Origin of the sequence: Mycobacterium sp. E342, from assembly GCF_001667665.1 — a bacterium.
GTDB lineage: Bacteria > Actinomycetota > Actinomycetes > Mycobacteriales > Mycobacteriaceae > Mycobacterium.
In genome coordinates, this window is record NZ_LZJM01000176.1 from 1 (window position 1) to 22,782 (window position 22,782).

At 68.3% G+C, this 22,782-nt stretch carries 20 protein-coding genes; 9 read left to right on the forward strand and 11 right to left on the reverse strand.

Going from position 1 to position 22,782, the window contains the following annotated elements; translation table 11 throughout:
* The first annotated feature begins 195 nt into the window (after positions 1-195).
* Entirely contained in the window at positions 196-1,830 is a 1,635-nt protein-coding gene (locus A5692_RS12920) for an LGFP repeat-containing protein (RefSeq protein WP_197514444.1), read from the forward strand.
* 13 nt (positions 1,831-1,843) lie between these two features.
* On the opposite strand, the gene A5692_RS12925 is transcribed toward A5692_RS12920, so the two are convergent.
* Genes A5692_RS12925 through A5692_RS12940 form a run of 4 tightly spaced genes read right to left on the reverse strand, consistent with a single transcriptional unit; the run spans position 1,844 to position 5,023 of the window.
* On the reverse strand, positions 1,844-2,659 hold the full coding sequence (locus A5692_RS12925; RefSeq protein ID WP_068056540.1) for a Cof-type HAD-IIB family hydrolase: 816 nt from the start codon (positions 2,657-2,659) through the stop codon (positions 1,844-1,846).
* Between the two features lie 34 nt (positions 2,660-2,693).
* Positions 2,694-3,479 (reverse strand): 1-acyl-sn-glycerol-3-phosphate acyltransferase, encoded by a 786-nt coding sequence (locus A5692_RS12930; protein ID WP_068056542.1) that lies wholly within the window; start codon positions 3,477-3,479, stop codon positions 2,694-2,696.
* Between the two features lie 14 nt (positions 3,480-3,493).
* A complete protein-coding gene (locus tag A5692_RS12935; protein WP_068056544.1) occupies positions 3,494-4,249 on the reverse strand; it encodes a 1-acyl-sn-glycerol-3-phosphate acyltransferase in 756 nt (251 codons plus the stop codon).
* Between the two features lie 6 nt (positions 4,250-4,255).
* A complete protein-coding gene (locus tag A5692_RS12940; RefSeq protein WP_068056546.1) occupies positions 4,256-5,023 on the reverse strand; it encodes a 1-acyl-sn-glycerol-3-phosphate acyltransferase in 768 nt (255 codons plus the stop codon).
* A gap of 88 nt (positions 5,024-5,111) precedes the next feature.
* On the opposite strand from A5692_RS12940, the gene A5692_RS12945 reads away from it, so the two are divergent.
* From A5692_RS12945 to A5692_RS12955, 3 genes are all read left to right on the forward strand, one after another.
* Complete coding sequence (locus A5692_RS12945) at positions 5,112-5,408, forward strand: hypothetical protein (protein WP_068056548.1); 297 nt, start codon at positions 5,112-5,114, stop codon at positions 5,406-5,408.
* Between the two features lie 61 nt (positions 5,409-5,469).
* A complete protein-coding gene (locus A5692_RS12950) occupies positions 5,470-7,020 on the forward strand; it encodes an MBL fold metallo-hydrolase (protein WP_068056572.1) in 1,551 nt (516 codons plus the stop codon).
* Positions 7,017-7,352, forward strand: coding sequence for a hypothetical protein (locus A5692_RS12955; protein WP_068056550.1), 336 nt, complete (start codon positions 7,017-7,019; stop codon positions 7,350-7,352). The genes A5692_RS12950 and A5692_RS12955 overlap by 4 nt, the downstream gene beginning before the upstream one ends.
* Here the strand turns inward: A5692_RS12955 and A5692_RS12960 are convergent.
* Positions 7,335-8,765, reverse strand: a complete 1,431-nt coding sequence (locus A5692_RS12960) for a condensation domain-containing protein (RefSeq protein ID WP_068056552.1) — start codon at positions 8,763-8,765, stop codon at positions 7,335-7,337. The two genes, A5692_RS12955 and A5692_RS12960, sit on opposite strands and share 18 nt — an antisense overlap.
* Before the next feature lie 441 nt (positions 8,766-9,206).
* Between A5692_RS12960 and A5692_RS12965 the strand changes: the two genes are divergently transcribed.
* Together A5692_RS12965 and A5692_RS12970 are read left to right on the forward strand one after the other, a co-directional pair.
* The gene (locus tag A5692_RS12965; protein ID WP_068056554.1) at positions 9,207-9,929 is read left to right on the forward strand and encodes a GAP family protein; all 723 of its coding nucleotides are present in this window, start codon (positions 9,207-9,209) and stop codon (positions 9,927-9,929) included.
* A gap of 41 nt (positions 9,930-9,970) precedes the next feature.
* Entirely contained in the window at positions 9,971-11,062 is a 1,092-nt protein-coding gene (locus A5692_RS12970; RefSeq protein WP_068056556.1) for a PE-PPE domain-containing protein, read from the forward strand.
* 6 nt (positions 11,063-11,068) lie between these two features.
* Here the strand turns inward: A5692_RS12970 and A5692_RS12975 are convergent, their stop codons facing one another.
* From A5692_RS12975 to A5692_RS12990, 4 genes are all read right to left on the reverse strand, one after another.
* Positions 11,069-14,269, reverse strand: a complete 3,201-nt coding sequence (locus A5692_RS12975; protein WP_082962649.1) for an RND family transporter — start codon at positions 14,267-14,269, stop codon at positions 11,069-11,071.
* Positions 14,270-14,294: 25 nt separating this feature from the next.
* Positions 14,295-15,737: a condensation domain-containing protein gene (locus A5692_RS12980; RefSeq protein WP_068056558.1), complete on the reverse strand. Its 1,443-nt coding sequence runs from the start codon at positions 15,735-15,737 to the stop codon at positions 14,295-14,297.
* Positions 15,738-15,905: 168 nt separating this feature from the next.
* Positions 15,906-17,468, reverse strand: a complete 1,563-nt coding sequence (locus A5692_RS12985) for an NAD(P)/FAD-dependent oxidoreductase (RefSeq protein ID WP_068056576.1) — start codon at positions 17,466-17,468, stop codon at positions 15,906-15,908.
* Positions 17,469-17,532: 64 nt separating this feature from the next.
* A complete protein-coding gene (locus A5692_RS12990) occupies positions 17,533-18,153 on the reverse strand; it encodes a TetR/AcrR family transcriptional regulator (protein WP_068056560.1) in 621 nt (206 codons plus the stop codon).
* Between the two features lie 71 nt (positions 18,154-18,224).
* Between A5692_RS12990 and A5692_RS12995 the strand changes: the two genes are divergently transcribed.
* Entirely contained in the window at positions 18,225-18,710 is a 486-nt protein-coding gene (locus A5692_RS12995; RefSeq protein ID WP_068056562.1) for a DUF2834 domain-containing protein, read from the forward strand.
* Here the strand turns inward: A5692_RS12995 and A5692_RS13000 are convergent.
* Entirely contained in the window at positions 18,707-19,291 is a 585-nt protein-coding gene (locus tag A5692_RS13000) for a class I SAM-dependent methyltransferase (protein ID WP_068056564.1), read from the reverse strand. The two genes, A5692_RS12995 and A5692_RS13000, sit on opposite strands and share 4 nt — an antisense overlap.
* A gap of 54 nt (positions 19,292-19,345) precedes the next feature.
* Between A5692_RS13000 and A5692_RS13005 the strand changes: the two genes are divergently transcribed.
* Complete coding sequence (locus A5692_RS13005; protein WP_068056566.1) at positions 19,346-20,086, forward strand: helix-turn-helix domain-containing protein; 741 nt, start codon at positions 19,346-19,348, stop codon at positions 20,084-20,086.
* On the opposite strand, the gene serS is transcribed toward A5692_RS13005, so the two are convergent.
* Positions 20,083-21,342 carry a serine--tRNA ligase gene (gene serS, locus A5692_RS13010; protein WP_068056568.1) on the reverse strand — a complete coding sequence of 420 codons (1,260 nt, stop codon included), beginning with the start codon at positions 21,340-21,342 and terminating at the stop codon, positions 20,083-20,085. The genes A5692_RS13005 and serS overlap by 4 nt on opposite strands.
* A gap of 121 nt (positions 21,343-21,463) precedes the next feature.
* Between serS and A5692_RS13015 the strand changes: the two genes are divergently transcribed.
* Entirely contained in the window at positions 21,464-22,732 is a 1,269-nt protein-coding gene (locus A5692_RS13015) for a septum formation family protein (protein WP_197514445.1), read from the forward strand.
* Positions 22,733-22,782 lie beyond the last annotated feature (50 nt).

The window sequence follows — 22,782 nt, forward strand, 5'->3', positions numbered from 1 at the left end:
TCCCCAGGCCCGGCGTGCCCAGGCCTGGGCTGGCCAGGCCCGGAGTGCTGGCCGCGCCCCCGCCGAGCGCGGGAACCCTTCAACCAGACGGCACCGCAGAATGTTTTCTGCGGTGCCGTCGATTTTGTCCAGATTCCCGCCGCCCAATTCGTGTCGTCTCATCATTAACATTAGAAACACAAGTAACATCACCTGGTGTCTCCTAGCCGCGGGCCGACGACGCTGCTCACCGCCATCGCGGCGACTGTCGTCATCGTCTCCTGGGTGGCGGACGCAACGCGCGATCGCGGCACCGCCGGCCCGCCACCCGCCCACGACACCCAGCTGGCCGAACAGCCTCTGATCGGACTGGGCGGCGGCGTGACAGTTCGCGACATCAGCCAGGCGACCCCGTTTTCACTCGTCGCGCTCACCGGCGACCTGGCCGGCACGTCGACCCGGGTGCGGGCGAAACACCCGGACGGTTCGTGGGGGCCCTGGTATCAGACCGAGTACGAGACCGCGGCGCCCGACGGGGCCACGGCGGCCGGGTCACTCGAGGGACCCCGGGGCACCGACCCGGTGTTCGTCGGCACCACCACGACCGTCCAGATCGCGGTCACCCGTCCGATCGATGCGCCGGTGACCCAGGGACCGCCCACGCCCGCCACCGACACCGGCCTCGGCTACAAGCCGGCGTCGCGGGAACAACCCTTCGGGCAGAACATCTCCGCCATCCTCATCTCCCCGCCGCAAGCGCCGCCGAAGAAACAATGGACGCCGCCGTCGGGCGTCTTGATGCCCGGCCAGGCGCCCGCCATCATCAGCCGGGCGGAGTGGGGCGCCGATGAGTCGCTGCGATGCGGTAGCCCGCAGTACGACAATGGGATTCGCGCCGCCGTCGTGCACCACACCGCGGGCAGCAACGACTATTCGCCGCTGGAATCGGCCGGGATCGTCAAAGCCATCTACACCTATCACAGCAAGACCCTGGGCTGGTGCGACATCGCCTACAACGCCCTGGTCGACAAGTACGGCCAGGTCTTCGAGGGCAGTGCCGGCGGGCTCACCAAAGCGGTCGAGGCCTTCCACACCGGCGGGTTCAACCGCAACACCTGGGGTGTGGCGATGATCGGCAATTTCGACGACGTACCTCCGACCCCGATCCAGCTGCGCACCTTGGGCCGGCTGCTCGGCTGGCGGCTGGGCCTGGACGGCGTCGACCCCAAGGGCACGGTGGCATTGGAGTCGGCGGGCAGCCACTACACCACCTTCGCGGCCGGTTCGGTCGCGACGCTGCCGACCATCTTCACCCACCGCGACGTCGGCAACACCGATTGCCCGGGCAACGCCGCCTATGCGCTCATGGACGAAGTGCGCGACGTCGCTTCGCATTTCAACGACCCCCCGGAGGAATTGATCAAGGCGCTGCAGGGCGGCACGATCTATGACCACTGGCAGGCGATCGGTGGCATGAACAGCGTGCTGGGCGCGCCGACGTCCCCGGAAGACAGCGCGGAGGGTGACGCGCGGTACGTGACGTTCGCCCGGGGTGCGATGTACTGGTCGCCCGAAACCGGCGCCCAGCCCGTCACGGGCGCGATCTACGATGCCTGGGCCTCGCTGAGCTACGAACGCGGTCCGCTCGGCTTGCCGACCAGCGCGGAAATCCAAGAGCCGCTACAGATCACGCAGAACTTCCAACACGGCACGCTGAACTACGAGCGGCTCACCGGAAACGTCACCGAGGTCGCGGAGGGGATCACGACTCCGCTCGCGACGCAATCGCCGAGTGGTCCGACCGTCGCACCCGAGCATTTCTCGCTGCCCGCGCACCCGTCCGCGACCTAGCCGACCAGCCGCGTCAGAGCCACCAGCGTTCCAGCACCCGGCCCACCCCGTCGTCGTTGTTGGCGGCGGTGACCTCGTCCGCCGCGGCGAGCACGTCGGGGTGAGCGTTGCCCATCGCCACCCCATGACCGGCCCAGCGCAGCATCGGCAGGTCGTTGGGCATGTCGCCGAACGCCACCACCTCCCCGCTGGTGATCTGCAGGGGCCTGGCGATTTCGTCCACACCGGTGGCCTTGCTGGTGCCCAGCGGCACGATCTCCACGAGGCCGTTGTTGGTGGAGTAGGTGATGTCGCCCTCGAGGCCGACATGCTTGGCCAGTTCGGCCGCCATGTCGGCACTGCGGGCCCCGCTGCGGCGGATCAGCAGCTTGATCGCCGGCGCGCTGAGCAGGTCTTCGATCGACACCTCGGTGTTGTCCGGGTTCAGCCAGGCGTGCTCGTAGCCGGGCGAGCTGATGAACTGGGGGGTCGCCGTGTCGTGCGCGCGCTCGCCGATGCGCTCGACGGCCAGGCCCGCGCCCGGGATGACGCGCGTCGCCAGCTCCGCCAGCTCCGCCAGGGTGTCGACGGGCAGCGTGCGCGTCGACATCACCCGGTCGGCCGAAGGGTCGTAGATGACGGCACCGTTGGCGCACACCGCGATCGGCGCGAAGCCGAGCGCGTCGACGACGGGCCGTATCCACCGCGGCGGGCGGCCGGTCGCGACGACGAACGTCGCGCCGGCGGCGACGGCCGCGCGCACGGCATCGCGGGTGCGCGGGGTGATGGCCTCGTTGTCGTCGAACAGGGTGCCGTCGACGTCGCAGGCTATGAGCGCCGGCAAGGTCATCGGGACGGTCCGCCTTCGCAGCTCGCCAGTCTGATCAATGGACGCCGCTCTGGTTCTGTCCCGGTCGGGTCACACCGTCGGTGCCGTACTTCTGCATCCGCGCCTGCAACTCCGACAGGCGGATCGCCCGCGAATCCTCCTGGGTGGGCGCGGCGCCGCCGAGCCGTCGCGGCACCCAGAACTCGCCTTCGGGATGCGGGTAGTTCTCCTGCACCCGGTACAGCAACTCGTTCAGCGCCCCGCGCAGCACCGCGTTGAGCTGCTCGGGCGTGCCCTTCGGCGGCAGCGGCCGCCCCGCGGCGACCGTGATCGGAACCTTGTTGCGCCACACCTTCTTCGGATGATCCTTGGGCCAAATCCGATGCGCACCCCAGACGATGATCGGCACGATCGGCACCCGGGCGTCCAGCGCCATCCGGGCCGCGCCGGTCTTGAACTCGCGAAGCTCGAAGCTGCGACTGATCGTGGCTTCGGGGTGCATCCCGATGAGCTCGCCCTCCCGCAGGCGTTGTACCGCCACCTCGAGCGCGTCGTGCCCGCTCCTGCGGTCCACCGGGATCAGCCGAGCGTGGTTGATCACGTAGTTGACCGCCTTCACGTCGGCCATCTCCGCCTTGATCATGAAGTAGGCGCGCCGGCGCCGTTCGCGCACGGCGAGGAGCGTCGGCAGCCAGTCGAGGTAGCTGGTGTGGTTCTGGGCCAGCAGGGCGCCGCCCCGCTCGGGGATGTTGTCCAGGCCGCGATACGTGAACTTGGTTCCCTGCATCGCGACCATCGGCGGCACGATCCACTCGCACAACCGGTAAAACCCCTCGGGCATGTCTTCTCCTTCGCCTACCGCGACGGCCGTCCACTGCGGCCCGCGGCCCGTGCCGCGGCCTCGTCCGCCTCCATCCGGGCCGCCTCCGCCATGGTCGGCGCCCCGCCGCCCAGCCGGCGCGGCGTCCAATACGCCCCGGGTTCGTGCGGGTAATCCTCTTGGACGTGGTGTAGCAGTGCGGTCATCGACTCGCGCAGCGCGGCGTCGGTCCGCGCGATGTCTTCGGCCACCCGCACCGGCACGCCCACCTGCACATTAACCGGCACCTTGGCGCGGCCCACGTTGCGCGGGTGGTCCTTGGTCCAGATCCGGTGCGCACCCCAGACGATCAGCGGGATGATCGGGACGTCCGCTTCGATCGCCATCCGGGCGGCGCCCGACTTGAATTCCTTGAGCTCGAAACTGCGGCTGATGGTGGCCTCCGGGTAGACCCCGACCAGCTCGCCCTCGCGAAGCCGCTGCACGGCCACCGCGTAGGCGCCCGCCCCCGCTCCCCGGTCCACCGGGATGGTCCGGGTGTGCTTGATCAGGAAGTTGACGATCTTCACCTGCTGCATCTCGGCCTTGATCATGAACCTGAGCCGGCGACCCCGGCGATGCACGGCCAGCGCGGCGGGCAGGAAGTCGACGTAGCTGGTGTGGTTGATCGCGATCACGGCGCCACCGGTGTCGGGGATGTGTTCCTCGCCTCCGTAAGAGATCCGGGTGTCGGTGGCGACGACCACCAGCCGAGCCAGGATCTCGAGCGTGCGGAAGACGGGCTCCACCATCGATCGCTACTCCGGCGCTCCCGCGGGACGAGCCCGGCGCGCCGCGCGGGCGGCCGCCTCCTCGGCGTCCATCCGGGCGGCTTCGGCCAGCGAGGGGGCGCTGCCGCCCAATCGGCGCGGCACCCAGAACTCACCGGCCGGATGCGGCCCGTACATTTCCTGGGCCCGCTCCAGCAGGTGCTGCATCCGCGAGTGCAACAGCCCCTTCAATTCCTCGACGCCCAGAGTCGGTGCGATCGGCTCACCGACGAGCACGATGATCGGCACCTTCGGGCGCAGCAACTTCTTGGGGTGGCCCTTGGTCCAGATGCGCTGCGCGCCCCAGACGATCACCGGAACGATCGGCACCCCCGCCTCGACCGCCATCCGGGCCGCCCCCGACTTGAATTCCTTGATCTCGAAGCTGCGGCTGATGGTGGCCTCCGGATAGACGCCGACCAGCTCACCGTCCTTGAGATTTCTGACCGCCTCCTCGTAGGAGGCGGCACCGTCCTGCCGGTTCACCGAGATGTGCCGCAGGCTGCGCATGATCGGCCCGGTGATCTTGTGGTCGAACACTTCCTGCTTGGCCATGAACCGCACCTTGCGGCCAAAACCCTGCTGGTAGGCGGGCAGACCCGCGAAAGTGAAGTCGAGGTAGCCGGTGTGGTTGATGGCGATGACAGCGCCGCCGCTCTTGGGCAGGTTTTCGACGCCCGCGACGGTGATCTTGAGACCCTGTAATCGCCAAGTCAAGCGGGCAAGCTGAATGACAGTCCCGTATACCGGTTCCACAGCTGATCAGCCTAGTGCTCCCGGCTGTGAGTCACCCGAAGTGCCGAGAAGAGGCGGCCCGTTGACCTGCGCGGCATGGCCCGTTCCGATGCCCGCGCTCGGCCGCAGGTTTGCCGCCGGTGGTGCGGAGCACGCCGTCTGGGTCGACGAAACCGGGGGCGTCACCGTCGGGATCGGCCCCGAAGCCGCCGGCACGGAGTTCGTCACGGTCGTCGACGCCGGCACCGGCGACTTTGCCGGCGAACGGAGCGCCGGTCGCCGGGCTGGAGTTTTCCCGACCCGGGGCCGGGGCGCGGAATCTTCGCGCGACGGAGTCGAGCCGGATCCGGAACGCATCGACTTCCACCCACGGCCGTGGCAGGCCGACGATGCCACCTCGCGCTAAGCTCGGGGGCTGGAAAACCGTTACCCGGCCATGGGGCCGCCATGGACCCAGGAAGGTGTTTGTGCAGGTCACCAGCGTAGGTCACGCCGGATTTCTGATCGAGACGCCCGCGGGCCGCATCCTCTGCGACCCCTGGGTCAATCCCGCGTACTTCGCGTCGTGGTTCCCGTTCCCCGACAACAGCGGGCTGGACTGGGACAGGCTGGGCGACTGCGATTACCTGTATGTCTCGCACCTGCACAAGGACCACTTCGACCCCAAGAATCTGGCCGAGCACGTCAACAAGGACGCGGTGGTGTTGCTGCCCGACTTCCCGGTCCCCGACCTGCGAAACGCGCTGCAAGAGCTGGGTTTTCACCGGTTCTTCGAGACCACCAACTCGGTCAAGCACCGGGTCGGCGGCCCGAAGGGCGACCTCGACGTCATGATCATCGCCCTGCGGGCGCCGGCCGACGGCCCGCTCGGTGATTCCGCTCTGGTGGTTTCCGACGGCGAGACAACGGCTTTCAACATGAACGACGCCCGGCCGGTCGACCTGGACTTGCTGGGATCGGCGTTCGGGCGCATCGACGTGCACATGCTGCAGTACTCCGGCGCGATCTGGTACCCGATGGTCTACGACATGCCGGCCCGCGCCAAGGAGTCGTTCGGTGTCCAGAAGCGGCAGCGGCAGATGGACCGGGCCCGCCAGTACATCGCCCAGGTGGGCGCGACGTGGGTCATCCCGTCGGCGGGGCCGCCCTGCTTCCTGGACCCCGAGCTGCGTCAACTCAACGACGACCACGGCGATGCGGCCAACATCTTTCCGGACCAGATGGTGTTCCTGGATCAGATGCGCAGCCACGGCCACGACGGTGGCCTGCTGATGATCCCCGGCTCCACCGCGGACTTCGCCGGTGCCGCCTTGAACTCGCTGCGCCACCCGCTGCCCGACGACGAACTCGAGGCGATCTTCACCACCGAGAAACAGCGCTACATCGCCGACTACGCCCAGCGGATGGCGCCCGTCGTGGCCGCGGAGCGGGCGAGCTGGGCCCCCGCCGCCGGAGAGCCACTACTCGAGCAGCTACGCGCACTGTTCGAGCCGATCATGTCGCAGAGCGACGAGATCTGCGACGGGATCGGCTATCCCGTCGAACTGGTGATCGGGCCGGAGACCGTCGTCCTCGACTTCCCGAAACGTGCGGTGCGCGAACCCGTTCCCGACGAGAAGTTCCGCTACGGGTTTGCCATCGCGCCGGAGCTGGTCCGCACCGTGCTGCGCGACCGGGAACCGGACTGGGTCAACACCATCTTCTTGTCCACCCGCTTCCGGGCGTGGCGCGTCGGCGGCTACAACGAATACCTGTACACGTTCTTCAAATGCCTGACCGACGAACGGATCGCCTACGCCGACGGGTGGTTCGCCGAGACGCACGACGATTCGTCGTCGGTCACGCTGGACGGCTGGGAAATCCAGCGCCGCTGCCCGCACCTGAAGGCCGACCTGTCGAAATTCGGTGTGGTCGAGGGCAACACGTTGACCTGCAACCTGCATGGCTGGCAGTGGCGATTGGACGACGGGCACTGCCTGACCGCGCGGGGCCACCAGCTGCGAAGTTCACGGGCATGAGCGGCCAGTCCTACGACGACGGCCTGGTCCAGCTGGACCGTGCGGCGATCACGTTGCGCCGCTACCACTTTCCTTCCGGCACCTCGAAAGTCATCGCGCTGGACACCGTCCGGGGATACAAGGCTGAGGGGCTGGGGCTGTTCACGCAACGATTCCGGATCTGGGGCAGCTCCGACTTCCGCCGCTGGCTGCCGCTGGACGTTGGCAGACCATTCAAATCGACATTGATCACGTTGGACGTGCCGGGGATTCGGCCCAGGCCCGCCTTCACACCGGCGCGGCCGGAAGAGTTCACCGCGCTCCTGGACGAGTTGCTAAGTCAGCGCGGATAGCGGCGTGCGCGCGTGCGCAAACGGCTGGCTGCGCCTGCCGTCCGCGACCCGGACGTAAGCCGACTTCATCGCGTCGATGTAGCGGACCACCGATTCGCGGGCGACCAGGTTGTCGGGGAACAGCACCGTCACCTTGGTCTCGTGCTGGAGGCGAATCACCCACAGGGAGACCTGGTGGGAGACCCTGCCCTCATCGTAGATTCGAAAGTTCAAGTCGGAGTTGGCAACCGACGACAGCGGGGCGATGCTCGCGTCCAGGAAAGACATCACGAAGTTGCCGGGCCGTGGCCTGCCCAGCCCGGCCTCCGGGGGCGCCAGCTCCAGCACCCGGTCGAACGGCACGATCGCCAATTCGATGCCCGAGTCGAAGGACGTTTGCGCGGAGCACGCCGCGTCCTCGAAAAGACCTGCGCCGACGCCGACGGTGACCGGAACTAAACCGGTGAACCAGCCCGTCGTCATCAATTCCGTCGGCGTCCTGCGCGTATCGGTGGTGGTCACCACGGAAAACGAGTCAGCGCCGGTCAAGTGACGGTGCGTGAGGCCGGCGCAACCGAACACCCCGCCGCTGAACCGAGCGCCCGCGGCGACGCAGGCCCGCTCGAACCGCTCCGTCTGCCGCTCGTCCAGCAGCGTCTCGGTCACGAGCTTTCCGGCGTAGGGCACCGCGAGGTCGCCGAGGGGCAGCGGAAAGTACGGCAGCGTTCCACCGTTGCCGGCGGCGAAATCCATCCACGCGCGCACCTCGGGGGAGTCGGCCGTCAACGCGTCCATCTCCTCCCGCTGCCGGACGCAGTAATCGCCGTACCGTCCGGCATCCGGGAGGTCGACGGGTGCGTCGCCGCCGACCAGAGCCGCGTACATCAGGTGGATCTCCGTGAACAGGACGCCGACGATCATCGGGTCGACGCACAGGTGGGCGATGCTCGCGTAGAAGGTGAAGTGACCGTCGCCCTGCACCACCCCGAAGAAGAAGCAGTCCCACTGCAGCGGATGCGGGGTGGAGATGTGCTCGCGCAACTCCTCCGGCGTCAGTCGCCCATGCTCCATCGGGACGAGTTCGATGTCGGCCGGGTCGGCGATCGTGTGCCGCACGATATCGTGCGCATCGCGGTATTCGAACCAGCTGTGGTACGTATCGTGTCGACGGATGTGCGCGTTGATCGCGTAATTCATCGCGCGGATGTCACAGCGGCCCGGGACGTCCCAGGTGAAGATCATCAACCGCGACATGTCCAGGCCCCGCGCGGCGTGATCGCGGTAGCGCCGAAGATGTTGGGTTTGCTGGTAGCTGGGCGGCACCGGGCTGACCGGCGCTTCTGCGGCTTTCGCCTTCGCTGCGGGGGAAGCATGCCAGCAGACGACGGGGCTTGCTTGCGGTGTCCAGTCCCGGAGTGTCGTTATGCCAAACACTGAAAACCCTGCACCTCCGCGCTATTCGGCTCGGCATAGCCCAAGCTGAGCGGCACACCAAGCGATGCTTCCGGCAGCCTACCGTCCGCGCTGACGCCACGGAGCCGAGCTGCCAGCGCGCCCGCTGCTGGCCGCGACTGAACGTGGTCACGCTCCGCCACGAAACCCTTTGGTGGACACCAAATAACGGCGGGCACCGAACCGGCAGGTCCGGCCGCCCCCAGGATTTCTCCAGCCGCAAGTGCAGCTGCGGGAAACCTCAGCATAACCGCTTGGGCTGAGAGCCGCGCTGTGAAACCCCGCCGGGCGTTACGCCTGAATTACGCCCGCCTGAACGCAAGGCACCGAAATTCGCCGTCTCCACGGGCGTCCAGCGGCGGACGGTGTTGGCCGGGCGGGTTTCCGGACGGACCCGGGCCGCGTCCGGTACGGTTGCCCAGCATGTGGATCACCGTGCTGGTGTTGGCCGGCTCGGTGATCTTCGAACCGATACGGCTCGGCTTGGTGATCCTCCTGCTCAGCAGGCGGCGCCCGCTCTTGCAGCTGCTGGTGTTCTTGTGCGGGGGATTCGCCTTGGGGGTCGGCGCGGGTCTCGTGGTGCTCTTCGTCCTGCGGGCCGCGCCGGTCGTGGGCCACCTGAGCGTCGCGGAGGTCCAGATCGCTTCCGGAGTGGTCGCTTTGCTGATCGCGCTCGTGTTGTTCACGAGTTGGTCACTGCGCAGCCTCGCTCGCCCCGCCGACGCGGTGGCCGGCGGCGGCGGAGGCGTTGTCCTGCTGGATCGGGCGGCGCCGAGCAGCCGGCAGCGGCTGGCCGACCGCGCACGCGTGTTTTTGCGCGGCGACTCCCTCAGCGTGGCAGCGGTCAGCGGGATGGGCGCGTCGTTGCCGTCGGCGAACTACATGGGCTCGATGGCGGCCATCCTGGCCTCGCATGCCGCCCCGGTCGCCCAGGTTCAGGCCCTGCTGGCCTTCAACCTGGTGGCGTTCACCGTGGCCGAGATCCCCCTGATCGGTTACCTGGCCGCGCCGCAAAAGACGCGAGCCTTCATGGCCGCGCTGCAAACCTGGCTGCGATCCCGCGGTCACCGCGACGTCGCCGTCTTGGTCGCGGCCGGCGGTTGCTTCATGCTCGTCCTCGGGCTGACCGGCGCCGGCGCGGGGTAGCATCCCTGCTATAGCTCGACCGACAGGCCCGAGGAGAGTTCGTGAACAAACTGCTCGCCGGGGCCGTCGCCGTGGGAATGCTGACGTGCACAACGGTTTTCGATGACGGTGTCGCCGCCGCCGACACCGCTCTGATAGTGCCCGGCACGGAACCCTCTCCGTATGGCCCGCTCAGGTCGCTGTATCACTTCAATCCGGCGATGCAGCCGCAGATCGATGAGAACTATTACAGTCCCGCCGCCGTCCGGCGCGTCGTGCCCTATCCCGGCAGCTTCTGGCCGGTCACCGGGCTGAATTCGCCGACCGTCAACAGTTCCGTGAACACCGGGGCGAACAACCTCGACGCCGCGATCCGCAACACCGAAGGTCCCATTTCGGTGGCCGGCCTGTCCCAGGGCTCGCTGGCGCTCGACCGCGAGCAGGCGCGCCTGGCGCACGATCCGAGCGCACCGCCGGCGGACCGGCTCACGTTCATCAAGGCCGGCAACCCCAACAACCTGCTCTCTCAGGCGTTCGGGCCGGGGACGCACGTGCCGATCATCGACTACACGGTCCCGGCTCCGGTGGAAAGCCAGTACGACACGATCAACATCGTCGGCCAGTACGACCCGTTCTCCGACCCGCCCAACCACCCCGGCAATCTGCTTGCCGACCTCAATGCCGTTGCGGCCGGCGGATATTACGGCCACACCGCCACGGCGTTCTCCGACCCGTCCCGCGTCGCGCCGTGGGACGTCAAGAGGACGACCAACAGCCTGGGCGCCACGTCGACGACGTATTTCATCCGTAACTCCGAGCTGCCGCTGGCCCGGGCGCTGGTCGATGGGGCGGGCATGCCCCCGGAGGCGGTCGGCCCGATCGACGCGGCGCTGCGGCCGTTGATCGACAGGGCCTACGACCCGGGCCCCGCGCACGATCCCGTCCAGATGATCAACGGCCTCGCCCACATCCCGACGATCATCTCCGCCGTCTCCTGGCCGGTCCGCGGTGCGAACGCCGGAATCAACCTGGCCACCAACTCGTTCGCGGTGGCCAACCTGGCCCGAATCGTCGCCCCGGGGCCCGGGCTCGGCAGGGGCGGCAAGGGTCTGCTGCCGAAGCTCGTCCGCGCGGTGGTCAAAGCCAAGAAGTAGTGCCGGCTAGAGCCTGAGCCCGTCGTGCGGCGAAAAGCCGACCAGCTGCTCGGCCGTCCATGCCGGTGGCTTCGCTTCGTCGGGCAGCAGCGGCTTGCGTTTGACCGGCTGCCGCCGCAGCGCCCATCGACCCACGCCCGCCCGCAGCGATGGCCGCCACCAGTTCGCCCGCCCGACCAGGACGGCGATCGCGGGCACCGTCACCGTCCGCAGCAAGAACGTATCCAGCAGCAGACCCGTGCCCAGCACGAAACCGCCCTGGACCACGGTGGACAGGCTGGCGAACACCAGGCCGTACATCGACGCGGCCATGATCAGGCCCGCGGCAGTGATCACCCCGCCCGTCGAGGACACGGTTCGGATGACACCCGAGCGCATTCCCGACGCGGATTCCTCCCGCAGCCGGGAGATGAGCAGCATGTTGTAGTCGGCCCCGACCGCCACCAGGATGACGAACGTCAAACCCGGTACGCTCCAATGCAATTCCTGGCCCAAGATCAGTTGGAAGACGATGACGCCGATGCCCAGGGCCGACATGTACGAGACGATCACCGTCCCGATCAGATACAGCGGCGCAACGACCGCGCGCAACAAGGCGACCAGGATCAGCAGCACCACGCAAATGGTCATCGCGATGATGAATCGCAGATCGTGATCGTAGTAGTCGCGCGTCTCCTTGAGCACGACGGGCAACCCCACCACCGATACCTTGGCGTCGGCCAGCGTGGTATTCGGCTGGGCGCCCTGCGCGGCGGCCCTGATCGCGTCCACCTGGTCCATCGCCGCGGTGCTGAACGGATCGAGGTTGATCTGGATCAAGTACCGCATCGCATGGCCGTCGGGCGAAACGAACGCGCCGGCAAGCCTTTTCAGCTGGTCGGTGGTCATTCCCCCGAGCAGGCCCTGCACTCCGCCCGGCAACGCCCCGGGCTTGCCACCCTCACCGGTGGCATACGACAAGGCCTGCGCCGGAATGTAGAAGCCGGCCATCGCCGGTGTCGTCGCCTCGTTCTTCATGGACAGCAGGAACGCGGACGCCTCTCCCATTCCGAAGCCCATCTTCTTGACCTGGTCGACCAATTGCTGCACACCGTCGGCCAATTGGCGGCTGCCGTCCGCGAGCGTGTTGGTGCCCTGCTGCAGGAAGGTGACCTTCGCCCGCATGCCGCCCGGGCTGCCCATCCCCAGCGAGCCCATCGCGCCGATGACCGCGGACAATGCCCGGCGCAACCCGGAAACCGTTGCCGCGAGGGTCTGCACGGCCTGCGTCGCCCGCAACTGGCGGGCCAGCTCCGAAATCTTGCCCAGGGTTCCGTCGTCGCGCGCCGTCACCAGCCGCTGTAATTCGTCGCGCGCGTTGACGCAGGCGGGCTCGGCGCTGCACATGGGGCTGTTGTCCAGCGCCCCCAGCACCGGATTGGCCCAATCAGAGTTGTCGGCAACGAAGTTGGCGTTGGCGCCGATGGCATCGCCGAGCGAACGCATGCCGTTGACCAGCCGTTCGGCGCCATCGAGCTCGGCCAGCGCCCGGTTCCCGCCGAAGATGTTCTGCAGGGCCGCCAGGGCGTCGACCATGCCGCCGACCGCGGACACGGCCTGATTGACCTGGGTCCGCACGTCGCCGAGCCGGCCCGCCATCAGGTTGGCGCCACCCGCCAGCCGGTCGAGATCGCCGGTGTGGTCGACGATTTGCTTGGAACCCGCGTCCAGCTTGTCGCCGACTTCGCCGGCCTGCCATGACGTTTTGGCCTGCTCGAGCGATTGCCCGGTGGGCCGGGTGATGCCCCGGACCATCGCGACGCCCGGCACCTGGCTGACCCGTTGCGCCATCTGCTCGAGGTCGGCGAGGGCCTTCGCCGTGCGCAGGTCCTGCGGCGAGGAGATGAACAAGTACTCGGGGACGATCAGGTTGGTCGAGAAATGCTTTTCCAGCGCGGCGTAGCCGACCGAGCTTTCCACGTTGCCCGGCAGTGCCTTGCGGTCGTCGTAGTTGTACCGGGCCAGCCCCGCGCAACCGGCCAGGATCACCAGCACCAGCGCGCTGGCGAGTAGGTGAGCCTTGGGCCGCCGCACGATGTTGATGCCCGACCGCCGCCAAAAGCTGCGGCTGAGATCGCCGCGCGGCGCGATCCAGCCGCGGCGCCCGGCAAGCACCAGCAGCGCGGGGAGCAGGGTGATGGCGGCGAAGAATACGACGGCCACCGAGATGCCCAGCACCGGCCCGACGGTCCGCAGAATTCCCAACTGGGTGAAGGTCATTCCGAGGAACGTGACCGCGACGGTGGCGGCCGAGGCGGCGATCACCTTGCCGATGGACGCCAACGCCGTGACGACCGCCCGGTCGGAGTCCAAGCCCTGGCGCACGTAGTCGTGGTAGCGGCTGATCAGGAAGACGGCGTAATCCGTCCCGGCGCCCACCATCATCCCGCTCATGAAGATGACGGTCTGGTTGGCGATGCCCAGGCCGGCCAGCCCGACCAGGGCCACCAACCGCTGGGCCACCACCGCGGACATGCCTATGGTCAGCAGCGGCAGCACCATCGTGACCGGGTTGCGGTAGATGACGAGCAGGATGACGAACAAGAGCACGATGATCGCGAGCTCGATCCGCGTCCTGTCGCGCTGGCCGGTGACGTTCAGGTCGGCGACGGTGGATGCGGGCCCGGTCAGGTTGGCCGTCAGCGTGGACCCGGCCACGGTCTGCCGCACGATCTCGGCCATCCGCGCGTATGCCTGCTTGGATTGCGGGGAGCCCAGGTCGCCGGGCAGGCCGACGGGCAGCATCCAGGCCTGGTGGTCCTTGCTGGTCATCAGTTCACGCAGCGGCGGCGTGGTCAGGAAATCCTGCAGCATCGCCACGTCTCGGGTGTCGCGGCGCAGGGCCTCGGTGAGCTTGCGGTAGGTGCCTTCGTCGGCCGCGGTCAAGCCCTTGGCGTCGCTGAGCACCACCACGGCGATGCTCTGCAATCCGGCCTCGCCGAAAGCGGCGTTCATGGTGCGGGTGGCGGCCAGCACCGGCGCGTCGGTCGGCAGGATGGCGACCGGGTGTTGCTGGGAGATCTCTTCCAGCGAAGGCGCGGTCATCGCAAGGATGCCCGCAAGCGCGATCCAGACGCCGATCACCAGCCACGGCCTGCGCGCGACGAGGCGCCCGAGGCGGGGGAAGACGCCCACCGGGTCGTCCCGGCCAGTCGTCGCTAGTGACATTGAAAACCGCATTCTGCTTCAAACGTCAGTGCGTCGCCTGCCGGTCGCGGCCGGCGACGTTACGTGCACGCTCCGCCGCCCCGCCGTCGGCGATGCGGACGCAGACGGATTTTATGGCACCCAGGTACCGGGTGACGTTATTTCGAGCCTCCGGATGGTCGGGAAACAGCACGCTCGCCGCCGTTTCGTCGAACCGCCCCACCATGGTGCTGAGCGGGTAGGTGACCCGGCCGTCACTGTGCGCGCCGACGGTCAGGCCCTCGAACAACTTGGTCATCATCGACAGCGGATTGGCTTGCGCGTCAAAGAAGTTCACCAGTGAGAACAACGGTGGGGGCCTGCGCAGCGAGGGCTTGAGTTCCACGACCCGCTCGAACGGGACCCTCGCGAGGTTCGCGCCGGAGTCGAAGGACGCCTGGGCGCTTCGTGCCATGGCGTTGAACGACGATCCGGCGACGGGAACGGTGATCGGGATCTGCCCGGTGAACCACCCCTGCGTCGTGAAGTCGGCCTGGGTGCTGCGGGTATCTTTCGGGGTGATGGCGAAATACGTTCCGGCTCCGGTCAACTCGTGAACCGCTAGAGCCAGGCACGCGAACATGCCGCCGACGAACCGGGCGCCGGCCGCCACACAGGCGGTTTCGAATCGATGCGTCTGTTCCTCGTCCAGCAGGGTCATGCCCAGCAGGTCACCGGCGCTGGGCACGGACGGGTCGCCGAGGGGAAGCGGGAACGCCGGGAACGTCCCGTCGTTGAGTGCGGCGAAGTCGATCCACGCGCGCACCTCGGGCGAGTCGACGGTCAGGGCCGCGGTGTAGTCGCGCTGCCGTAGGCAGTAGTCGGCATAGCTGCCGGCCGGCGGCAGTTCGACCGGCGGATTTCCCGCGGTCAGCTCGGCGTACATGGTCTGGAACTCCAGGAGTCCCATCCCGACGAACTGGCCGTCGGCGTGCAGGTGGTCGATGCTGGCGTAGAAGGTGAAGCGGTCCGGGCGCTGAATCACCCCGAAGCTGAAGCAATCCCACTGCAGCGAATCGGGGGTGGACACGATGTGCTCCCGCAGCCGCGCGCTGGTCAGCTCGCCGTGTTCGGTGGGGACGAACTCGATGTCCGCCGGGTCGTCGAGGGTGTGCCGCACGATGTGATCGGGGTCGCGGTACTCGAACCAGCTGCGGTAGGTCTCGTGCCTGCGCAGGTGCGCGTTGATGACGTAGGTCATGGCCCGCAGGTCGCAGCGGCCCGACACCTCGACCGAGGCGATCAGCAGCCGCGAATGGTCCAGGCCGCGGGCGGCCTGTTCGCGCAGGCTCCGCAGGTGGCGGGCCTGGACGTAGCTGGGCGGCACGGCGCTCGCCGGTGCCGCGACGGCCCTCTCGCGCGCGGCGGGCGACGGGTGCCACGAGAACAATGTGCCGGCTGCCGGCGCCCACTCGTCGACCGTGGAGACCTCCAATGGGCCGATGCGCACTGCTACCTCCCGTGCTTCAGCACCGACGGCTCGGCGTGGAGAACGGCAGCTGATTGCGTATCGGAGGAATCCGCCGAACACCGGTGTGCCGAGGTTCGGTGGGTAGCCTAGCCCGCGTCGTCGTGGGCCGCTTGGTCCGGCGTGCCGCCGGGCGCGCCGGCGCGAGCGTCAGGCCGTGCGGTCGGCGAGCGCCTGTCGGGCCGCGTTATAGCCGGGGATGAACGTGATGCCCGGTCCGCCGTGGCAGCCGGCGCTGCCCAGGTACAACCCCTCGATCGGTATCGGCTGGCCGCGAAAGCCCTTCGGGCCGGGCCGGTTCGGCCCGATCTGGTCGGGGTTGAGCAGTCCGTGGCAGTAGTCGCCCCCGGGGGCGCCGAACATCACGCCCATGTGCTTGGGGGTGAAGGTGGTGTGCCGGATGATGCTGCGCTCGAAGTTCGGCGCCAACCGGGTGATTTTGTCGACCACCCGCTGACCCATTTCGACCTTCGCCTCGCCGTAGTCGGCGCCGCCCTCGATCGGGAACCACAAGGCGAATGCCGAGGCCGCGTGCTTACCCGCGGGCGCCAGGTCGGGGTCGTTCTGGGTGGGGATCTGCAGCACGACGGTCGGGTCGGCCGGGACGATCCCGCGCCGGGCGTCCTCCCACTGTCGCTGGACCTCCTCGGGCGTGCAGAACAGGCCGATCGACGCCTGCATGGCCGGATCGTTGAGCGCCTCGTAGGGCGCCGCGAATTCCGGCGCTTCTTCGAGCGCGAAGTGCATCTGCAGGTAACTGCCGCGGTGGTCGGTCTTGGCGTACCGCTCCCGGATGTCGCCGGGCAGCAGGGCGGGGTCGATCAGCTCGTTGAGGGTGAAATCGGGCGCAATGCCGGAGACGACGATCGGGGCGGTCAGCTCCTCGCCGCCCTCGGTGCGCACCCCGGTCACCCGCCCGTCGGTCACCACGATCTCGGTCACCTTGGTCCGCAGCCGGACTTCGCCGCCGTGGCTTTCCAGCAGTTCGCCCAGGTGCGCGGTGAGCGCCCCGATGCCACCGCGCAGCTTCTTCATCTGCATGGTGTCGCCGTCGGGGACGCCCAACCCGAAGGCCAGTGCGGCGGCGCTGCCCGGGGTTTCCGGCCCGCGATAAAGGGTGTTGACGGCCAGCACGGTCATCGAGCCACGCAGCGCACCGTGCTTCTCGCGGTCGGGCAGATAGCGGTCCAGCACGTCGGTGACCGACCCGAACAGCATGTCATCGATCGCCGAGCGCTCGAATTCGTTTGTCGCACAGGCATACATCTCGTCATACGTCTTGGGCTGCGTGCCCGCCTCGAACCGGCCCAGCGCCCGTGTCGGTGCCTGGCTCCAGGCCATCAGGCCCGCCATGCCGTTGACGGCGTCCGCGCCGTGCACCTCGTTGAGGTGGGTGAACAGCTTGATCGGGTCGCTGTACTGGATCAGCGGATCATCCCCGACGCCACGCACCGCGACCGACATCACCTCGAGGTCGATCGTCGGCAGGGTGTCCAGGCCGAGCTCGTCGACCACCACCTTCGAGGTGGGGAACTGCACCGAACCGGCGATCTCGAACCGATACCCGTCGAAAAGCTCCACCGTGGACGCCATCCCGCCGGCGTAGAGCTTGGAATCGAGGCACACCGTCCGCAATCCCGCCTTCTGCAGCAGCACCGCCGCCGCCAGGCCGTTGTGCCCCGCACCGATAACTATCGCGTCATACCGTGTCATGTTCCTGCCCTCCACGAGAGGAGGCTGACACGGCGCCGAAGTTTTGTCAATTATGACGAAACTCTTATCCGCCGTCGGCGGTCCAGGCGTCGGTGATGCCCGCGCGCAGCGACTCCAGCGCCGCGTGGCACATCCGAGCCAGCTCGCCCAGCGACCGATCCTCGCCCAGCATCCAGAACTCCATCGCACCGAAGACGCCCGCCGCGATGCAGCGCGCGATCACCGCCGCCCGCAACCGCCCGTCCACCGTCCCGCCGGCCGTACAGCTACGCCGGTGCAGCTGCGTCTCGATGACACTCGCGAAGTCGGCCTGGACTTCCTGCATGTGCCGCACGATGCGGCCGGGGTCGAGCTCGCCGCCCCGCAGTGTGGCGATTTTCGTCACGGCCTCAACGTCATAGGGGAACGAGAAGATCGCCGACTGCACCGAATCGATGATCGCCTCGTCGGCGGGCCGGGCGTCCAGTGCGGCACGAAACCAGTTCAGCCCGGTGTAGTCGGCAAACAGCAGATCGTGCTTGGACTTGAAGTGGCGGTAGAACGTCCGCAGCGACACCCCGGCGTCCTCCGCGATCTGCTCGGCCGACGTCTCCTCGACGCCCTGGGCGAGGAACCGGACCATGGCCGCCTGGACCAACGCCTCCCGCGTGCGCTCGCTACGCACCGTCTGCGCCGGCCTGACCATGCAAGTAAGGTACCGCACCCAACCTTTTGTCAGTATTGACAAAACTTTGGCTTCGGGGTGAGACTGCGCCCATGGTCTCGCTTCTTGTGCATGCAGTGCTCGGGTTCGGTGTCATCGGCTGGATCGTCGCCTCGAACTCGAAAGTGTTCGCCCGGCCGGCCGGCGGGCCGCTGTTCACCCCGTTGGAATGCCTGTACTACGTCATCGGCATCGGCTCGGTAGTCCTGGGTTGGTACTTCAACATCACCTACGTCCAGCAGTACTCGCACGGGTCCACCAATCCGTTGTGGGGCGAGCACGGCAGCTGGGCCGAATACATCAGGCTGATGTTCACCAATCCCGCCGCGGACTCCGCCAGCCAGGATTACACGATCGCGAATGTCATTCTGCTGCCGCTGTTTACCATCGTGGACGGTTACCGCCGCGGGTTGAAGCACCCTTGGCTGTTCTTTGTGTCCAGCCTTTTCACCAGCTTCACGTTCGGGTTCGCCTTCTATTTCGCCACCATGGAGCGGCAGCGCCGGCACCAACAAGCCCGCGAGACGGTGGACGCCTAACCCCTCGCCCGGTCCAGCGGTTTGGTGGCCCGCCACCGCTGCCGAGCGCCGCTGACGCCGGTGCGGATCTCGGTGAATCCCGCGGCCTCGAGCCGCCCCGGCAGGTCCTTCGGAGCGATCGGGTTGTAGGTGTCGGCGAGGTGGAGCAGCCGGAACGACATCGAGGGGACGCCGTCGCTGCCGGCGAAGACCCCGCCCGGTTGCAGCACCCGGAACGCCTCGGCGAACAGGCGGTCCTGCGACTCGGTGCTGGGGACGTGGTGCAGCATCGTGAAACAGACCACCGACGTGAAGTGGTCGGCGGGCAGCCCGGTGTCGGCGCCGTCGCCGTGGATGACGCGGGCGCGTTCGCCGTAGCGCCGCTGCAGGCGGTCGGCCATCGCGGCGTCGACCTCGACCGCGGTGAGCGAGGCGGCGCGGTCGAGGAGCGCCCCAAGCGTGGCCCCGTACCCGGGGCCGATTTCCACAGTGCGCGCGCCCAATTCGACGCCTTCCAACGCCCACGGCAACAGCTGCTCGGCGACGGCCTTTTCCCAGCCCGCCGAGCTACATCGGCGCCGGTGCAGGAGATTCATCGCCATAGCGGTGACGCTAGGTGATCCACTGCCTGCGGACTTCCGATAATCTGCCGTGATATGTCGGGAATCGGCCATCACGGGCCGGCGACATCGTCGCAGGCGCTACCGCCGGGAGCCCGGATCGAGCGGCACCGCCACCCCGTGCACCAGATCGTCTACCCGTCCTCGGGTGCGGTGTCGGTCACCACACCGGCGGGAACCTGGATCACGCCGGCGAATCGGGCCATCTGGATACCGGCGGGGTGCTGGCACGAACACAAGTTCCACGGCCACACGCAATTTCACGGCGTCGCGCTGGACCCCGGCCGCTATCGTCGCGGACCTAGCTCACCGGCCGTGCTGGCGGTCAACCCGTTGATGCGCGAACTCATCATCGCCTGCTCGCGCACCGGCGCAACCGACACCGGCGAGCACCACCGGATGCTGGCCGTGCTGCACGATCAGTTGCAGGCGACCAGCGCCGTGGAGCCGCTGTGGATTCCCACCCCCGCCGACGGCCGGCTGCAAAAAGCGTGCGCGCTGATCGCCGACCACCTGCGCGAACCGTTGACGTTGCAGCAGATCGGCCATCGGATCGGCGTGGGCCAACGCACCTTGAGCCGCCTGTTCCGCGATGAGCTGGCGATGACGTTCCCGCAGTGGCGTACCCAGCTGCGGCTGCAGCACGCCCTGGTGCTGCTCGCCGAGCGCCGCGATGTCACATCGGTGGCCACCGAATGCGGTTGGGCCACACCGAGCGCCTTCATCGACACCTACCGGCGCGCCTTCGGGCACACCCCGGGCGCCCGGCGCCTTTAGCCGACGGGCTCGAGCAGCTCGGTGCCGACGAACGGCACCAGCGCGTCCGGCACCCGCACGCTGCCGTCGGGCTGCTGGTGGTTTTCCAGGATCGCGACCAGCCACCGGGTGGTGCCCAGCGTGCCGTTGAGCGTGGCCGCGGTCTGCGGCTTGCCGCCCTCGTCGCGGTAGCGCGTCGCCAGCCGGCGCGCCTGGAAGGTGGTGCAGTTCGACGTCGACGTCAGCTCGCGGTAGGTGCCCTGCGTCGGAACCCAGGCCTCGCAGTCGAACTTGCGGGCGGCCGACGACCCAAGATCGCCCGCGGCGACGTCGATCACCCGATACGGCACCCCGATGCGGGCCAGCATCTCGCGTTGCCAGCCGAGCAGCCGTTCGTGTTCAGCTTCGGCCTCGGCGGGGGTGCAGTAGACGAACCCCTCGACCTTGTCGAACTGGTGCACCCGGATGATGCCGCGGGTGTCCTTGCCGTAGCTGCCCGCCTCCCGCCGGAAGCACGACGACCAGCCCGCGTAGCGCAACGGCCCGCCGGACAGGTCCAGGATCTCGTCGGCGTGGTAGCCGGCCAGCGGCACCTCGGAGGTTCCGACCAGGTAGAGGTCGTCGGCCTCCACCCGGTAGATCTCGTCGGCGTGGGCGCCCAGGAAACCGGTGCCGGCCATCACCTCCGGGCGCACCAACACCGGCGGGATCATCGGGATGAAGCCGTTGTCGACGGCCAGTCGCAGCGCCAGCTGGAGCAGGCCCAGCTGCAGCAGCGCGCCCCGACCGGTCAGGAAGTAGAAGCGTGAGCCCGATACCTTGGCGCCGCGTTGCATGTCGATGAGCCCCAGGGATTCGCCGAGCTCGAGGTGGTCTTTCGGGTTGTCGATGGCAGCCGGTTCGCCCACCACGTCGAGGACGCGGTAGTCGTCTTCCCCGCCGGCGGGCACCCCCTCGATGACGACGTTGGAGATCGCCATGTGTGCCGCGGCGAACGTCGCCTCCGCTTCGGCCTGCCCGGCTTCGGCGGCCTTGACCTGCTCGGCCAGCTCCTTGGCGCGCGCCAGCCTGGCCGGGCGCTCCTCGGGGGACGCGGAGCCCACGCTCTTGCTGGCGGATTTCTGTTCCGCACGCAGCGCATCGGCCGACGAGATTGCCGCCCGGCGGGCCGTGTCGGCCTGCAGCAGGGCGTCGACCAGTGCCGGGTCCTCCCCACGGCTGAGCTGGGAGCGGCGCACAACGTCGGGGTCTTCCCGGAGCAGCTTCAGGTCGATCACGGCCCTGAGACTACTTTTTCGCCTCCGGGCCGGTGGCACAGCATCCCACCCGCGGTCATCCCAGGACTCACATCAGTAACTTTTGTCACGCCGCACAGGCGCTCCTGTCACACTGGAGCCGATGTCGCAAGCGCCCGAGACGGAGGCCCCGCAGGCCCCCACCGCCGCGCCGGAACAGCCGCACGCCGGCTTCCGGTGGCCGCGGAGTCTGCAGGCCCAGGCGACCAGGCGCGCCCTTTTGCTCACCGCGCTGGGCGCCCTGCTGATCGCCGGCCTGGTCACCGCGCTGCCGATCGGCGGCACCGGGGCGGGCCGGTTGTCCGGGTATCTCGACGGCAATCCGGTGCCCACCACCGGAACCAAGAGCGACGCCGCCTTCAACAAGGCGGCCAGCGGTGACTGCCTGATGTGGCCGGACGCCACCCCGGAGTCGGCGAAGATCGTCAACTGCACCGACGACCACAAGTTCGAGGTCGCCGAATCGATCGACATGCGGACGTTCCCGGGCTCCGAGTACGGCCCCAACGCGGCTCCCCCGTCGCCCGCCCGCATCCAGCAGATCACCCAGGAGCAGTGCGAGTCCGCGGTGCGCAACTACCTGGGTCCCAAGTTCGATCCCAACAGCAAGTTCACCGTCAGCCTGCTGTGGCCAGGGGACCGGGCCTGGCGCCAGTCCGGCGAGCGCCGCATGCTCTGCGGTCTTCAGCTGCCGGGGACCAACAACCAGCAACAGGCCTTCAAGGGCAAGATCGCCGACGTCGACCAGTCCAAGGTCTGGCCGGCCGGCACGTGCCTGGGCATCGACTCGACCACCAACCAGCCGGTCGACGCCCCGGTGGAGTGTTCCGCGCCGCACGCGATGGAGGTGACGGGCACGGTCAACCTGGCCGAGAAGTTCCCCGGCGCGCTGCCGGCGGAGCCTGACCAGGACGGCTTCATCAAGGATCAGTGCACCAAGATGACGGACGCCTACCTGGCTCCGGTCAAGTTGCGCACCACCACTTTGACGCTGATCTACCCCACCGTGCCGCTGGCCAGCTGGACGGCCGGGAGCCGCGAGGTCGCCTGCAGCATTGGCGCGACGCTTGGCAACGGCGGCTGGGCCACGCTGGTCAACAGCGCCAAGGGCCAGTTGCTGATCAACGGTCAGCCGCCGGTGCCGCCCCCCGACATTCCCGAAGAGCGGCTCACGATGCCGCCGATTCCGCTGCAGGTGCCGGCTCAGTCGCCGTCGAACCGCCGGGTCCGTCCGCGCGGGCACTCGGTCAACCCCCGGGTGCCGGCCCGGGGGGCGGTGCCTCCCCGGCCGGAGGCGCTCCGGCGTCCGGGGGAGGAGGAGGCGCCTGGGGCGGCGCCCCGGCATCCGCGGGGGCCGGCACCCGGGGGTTGACCGAGTGCCCGCGCGGATGGACCCGCAGCGGTTCGACGAACTGGTTTCCG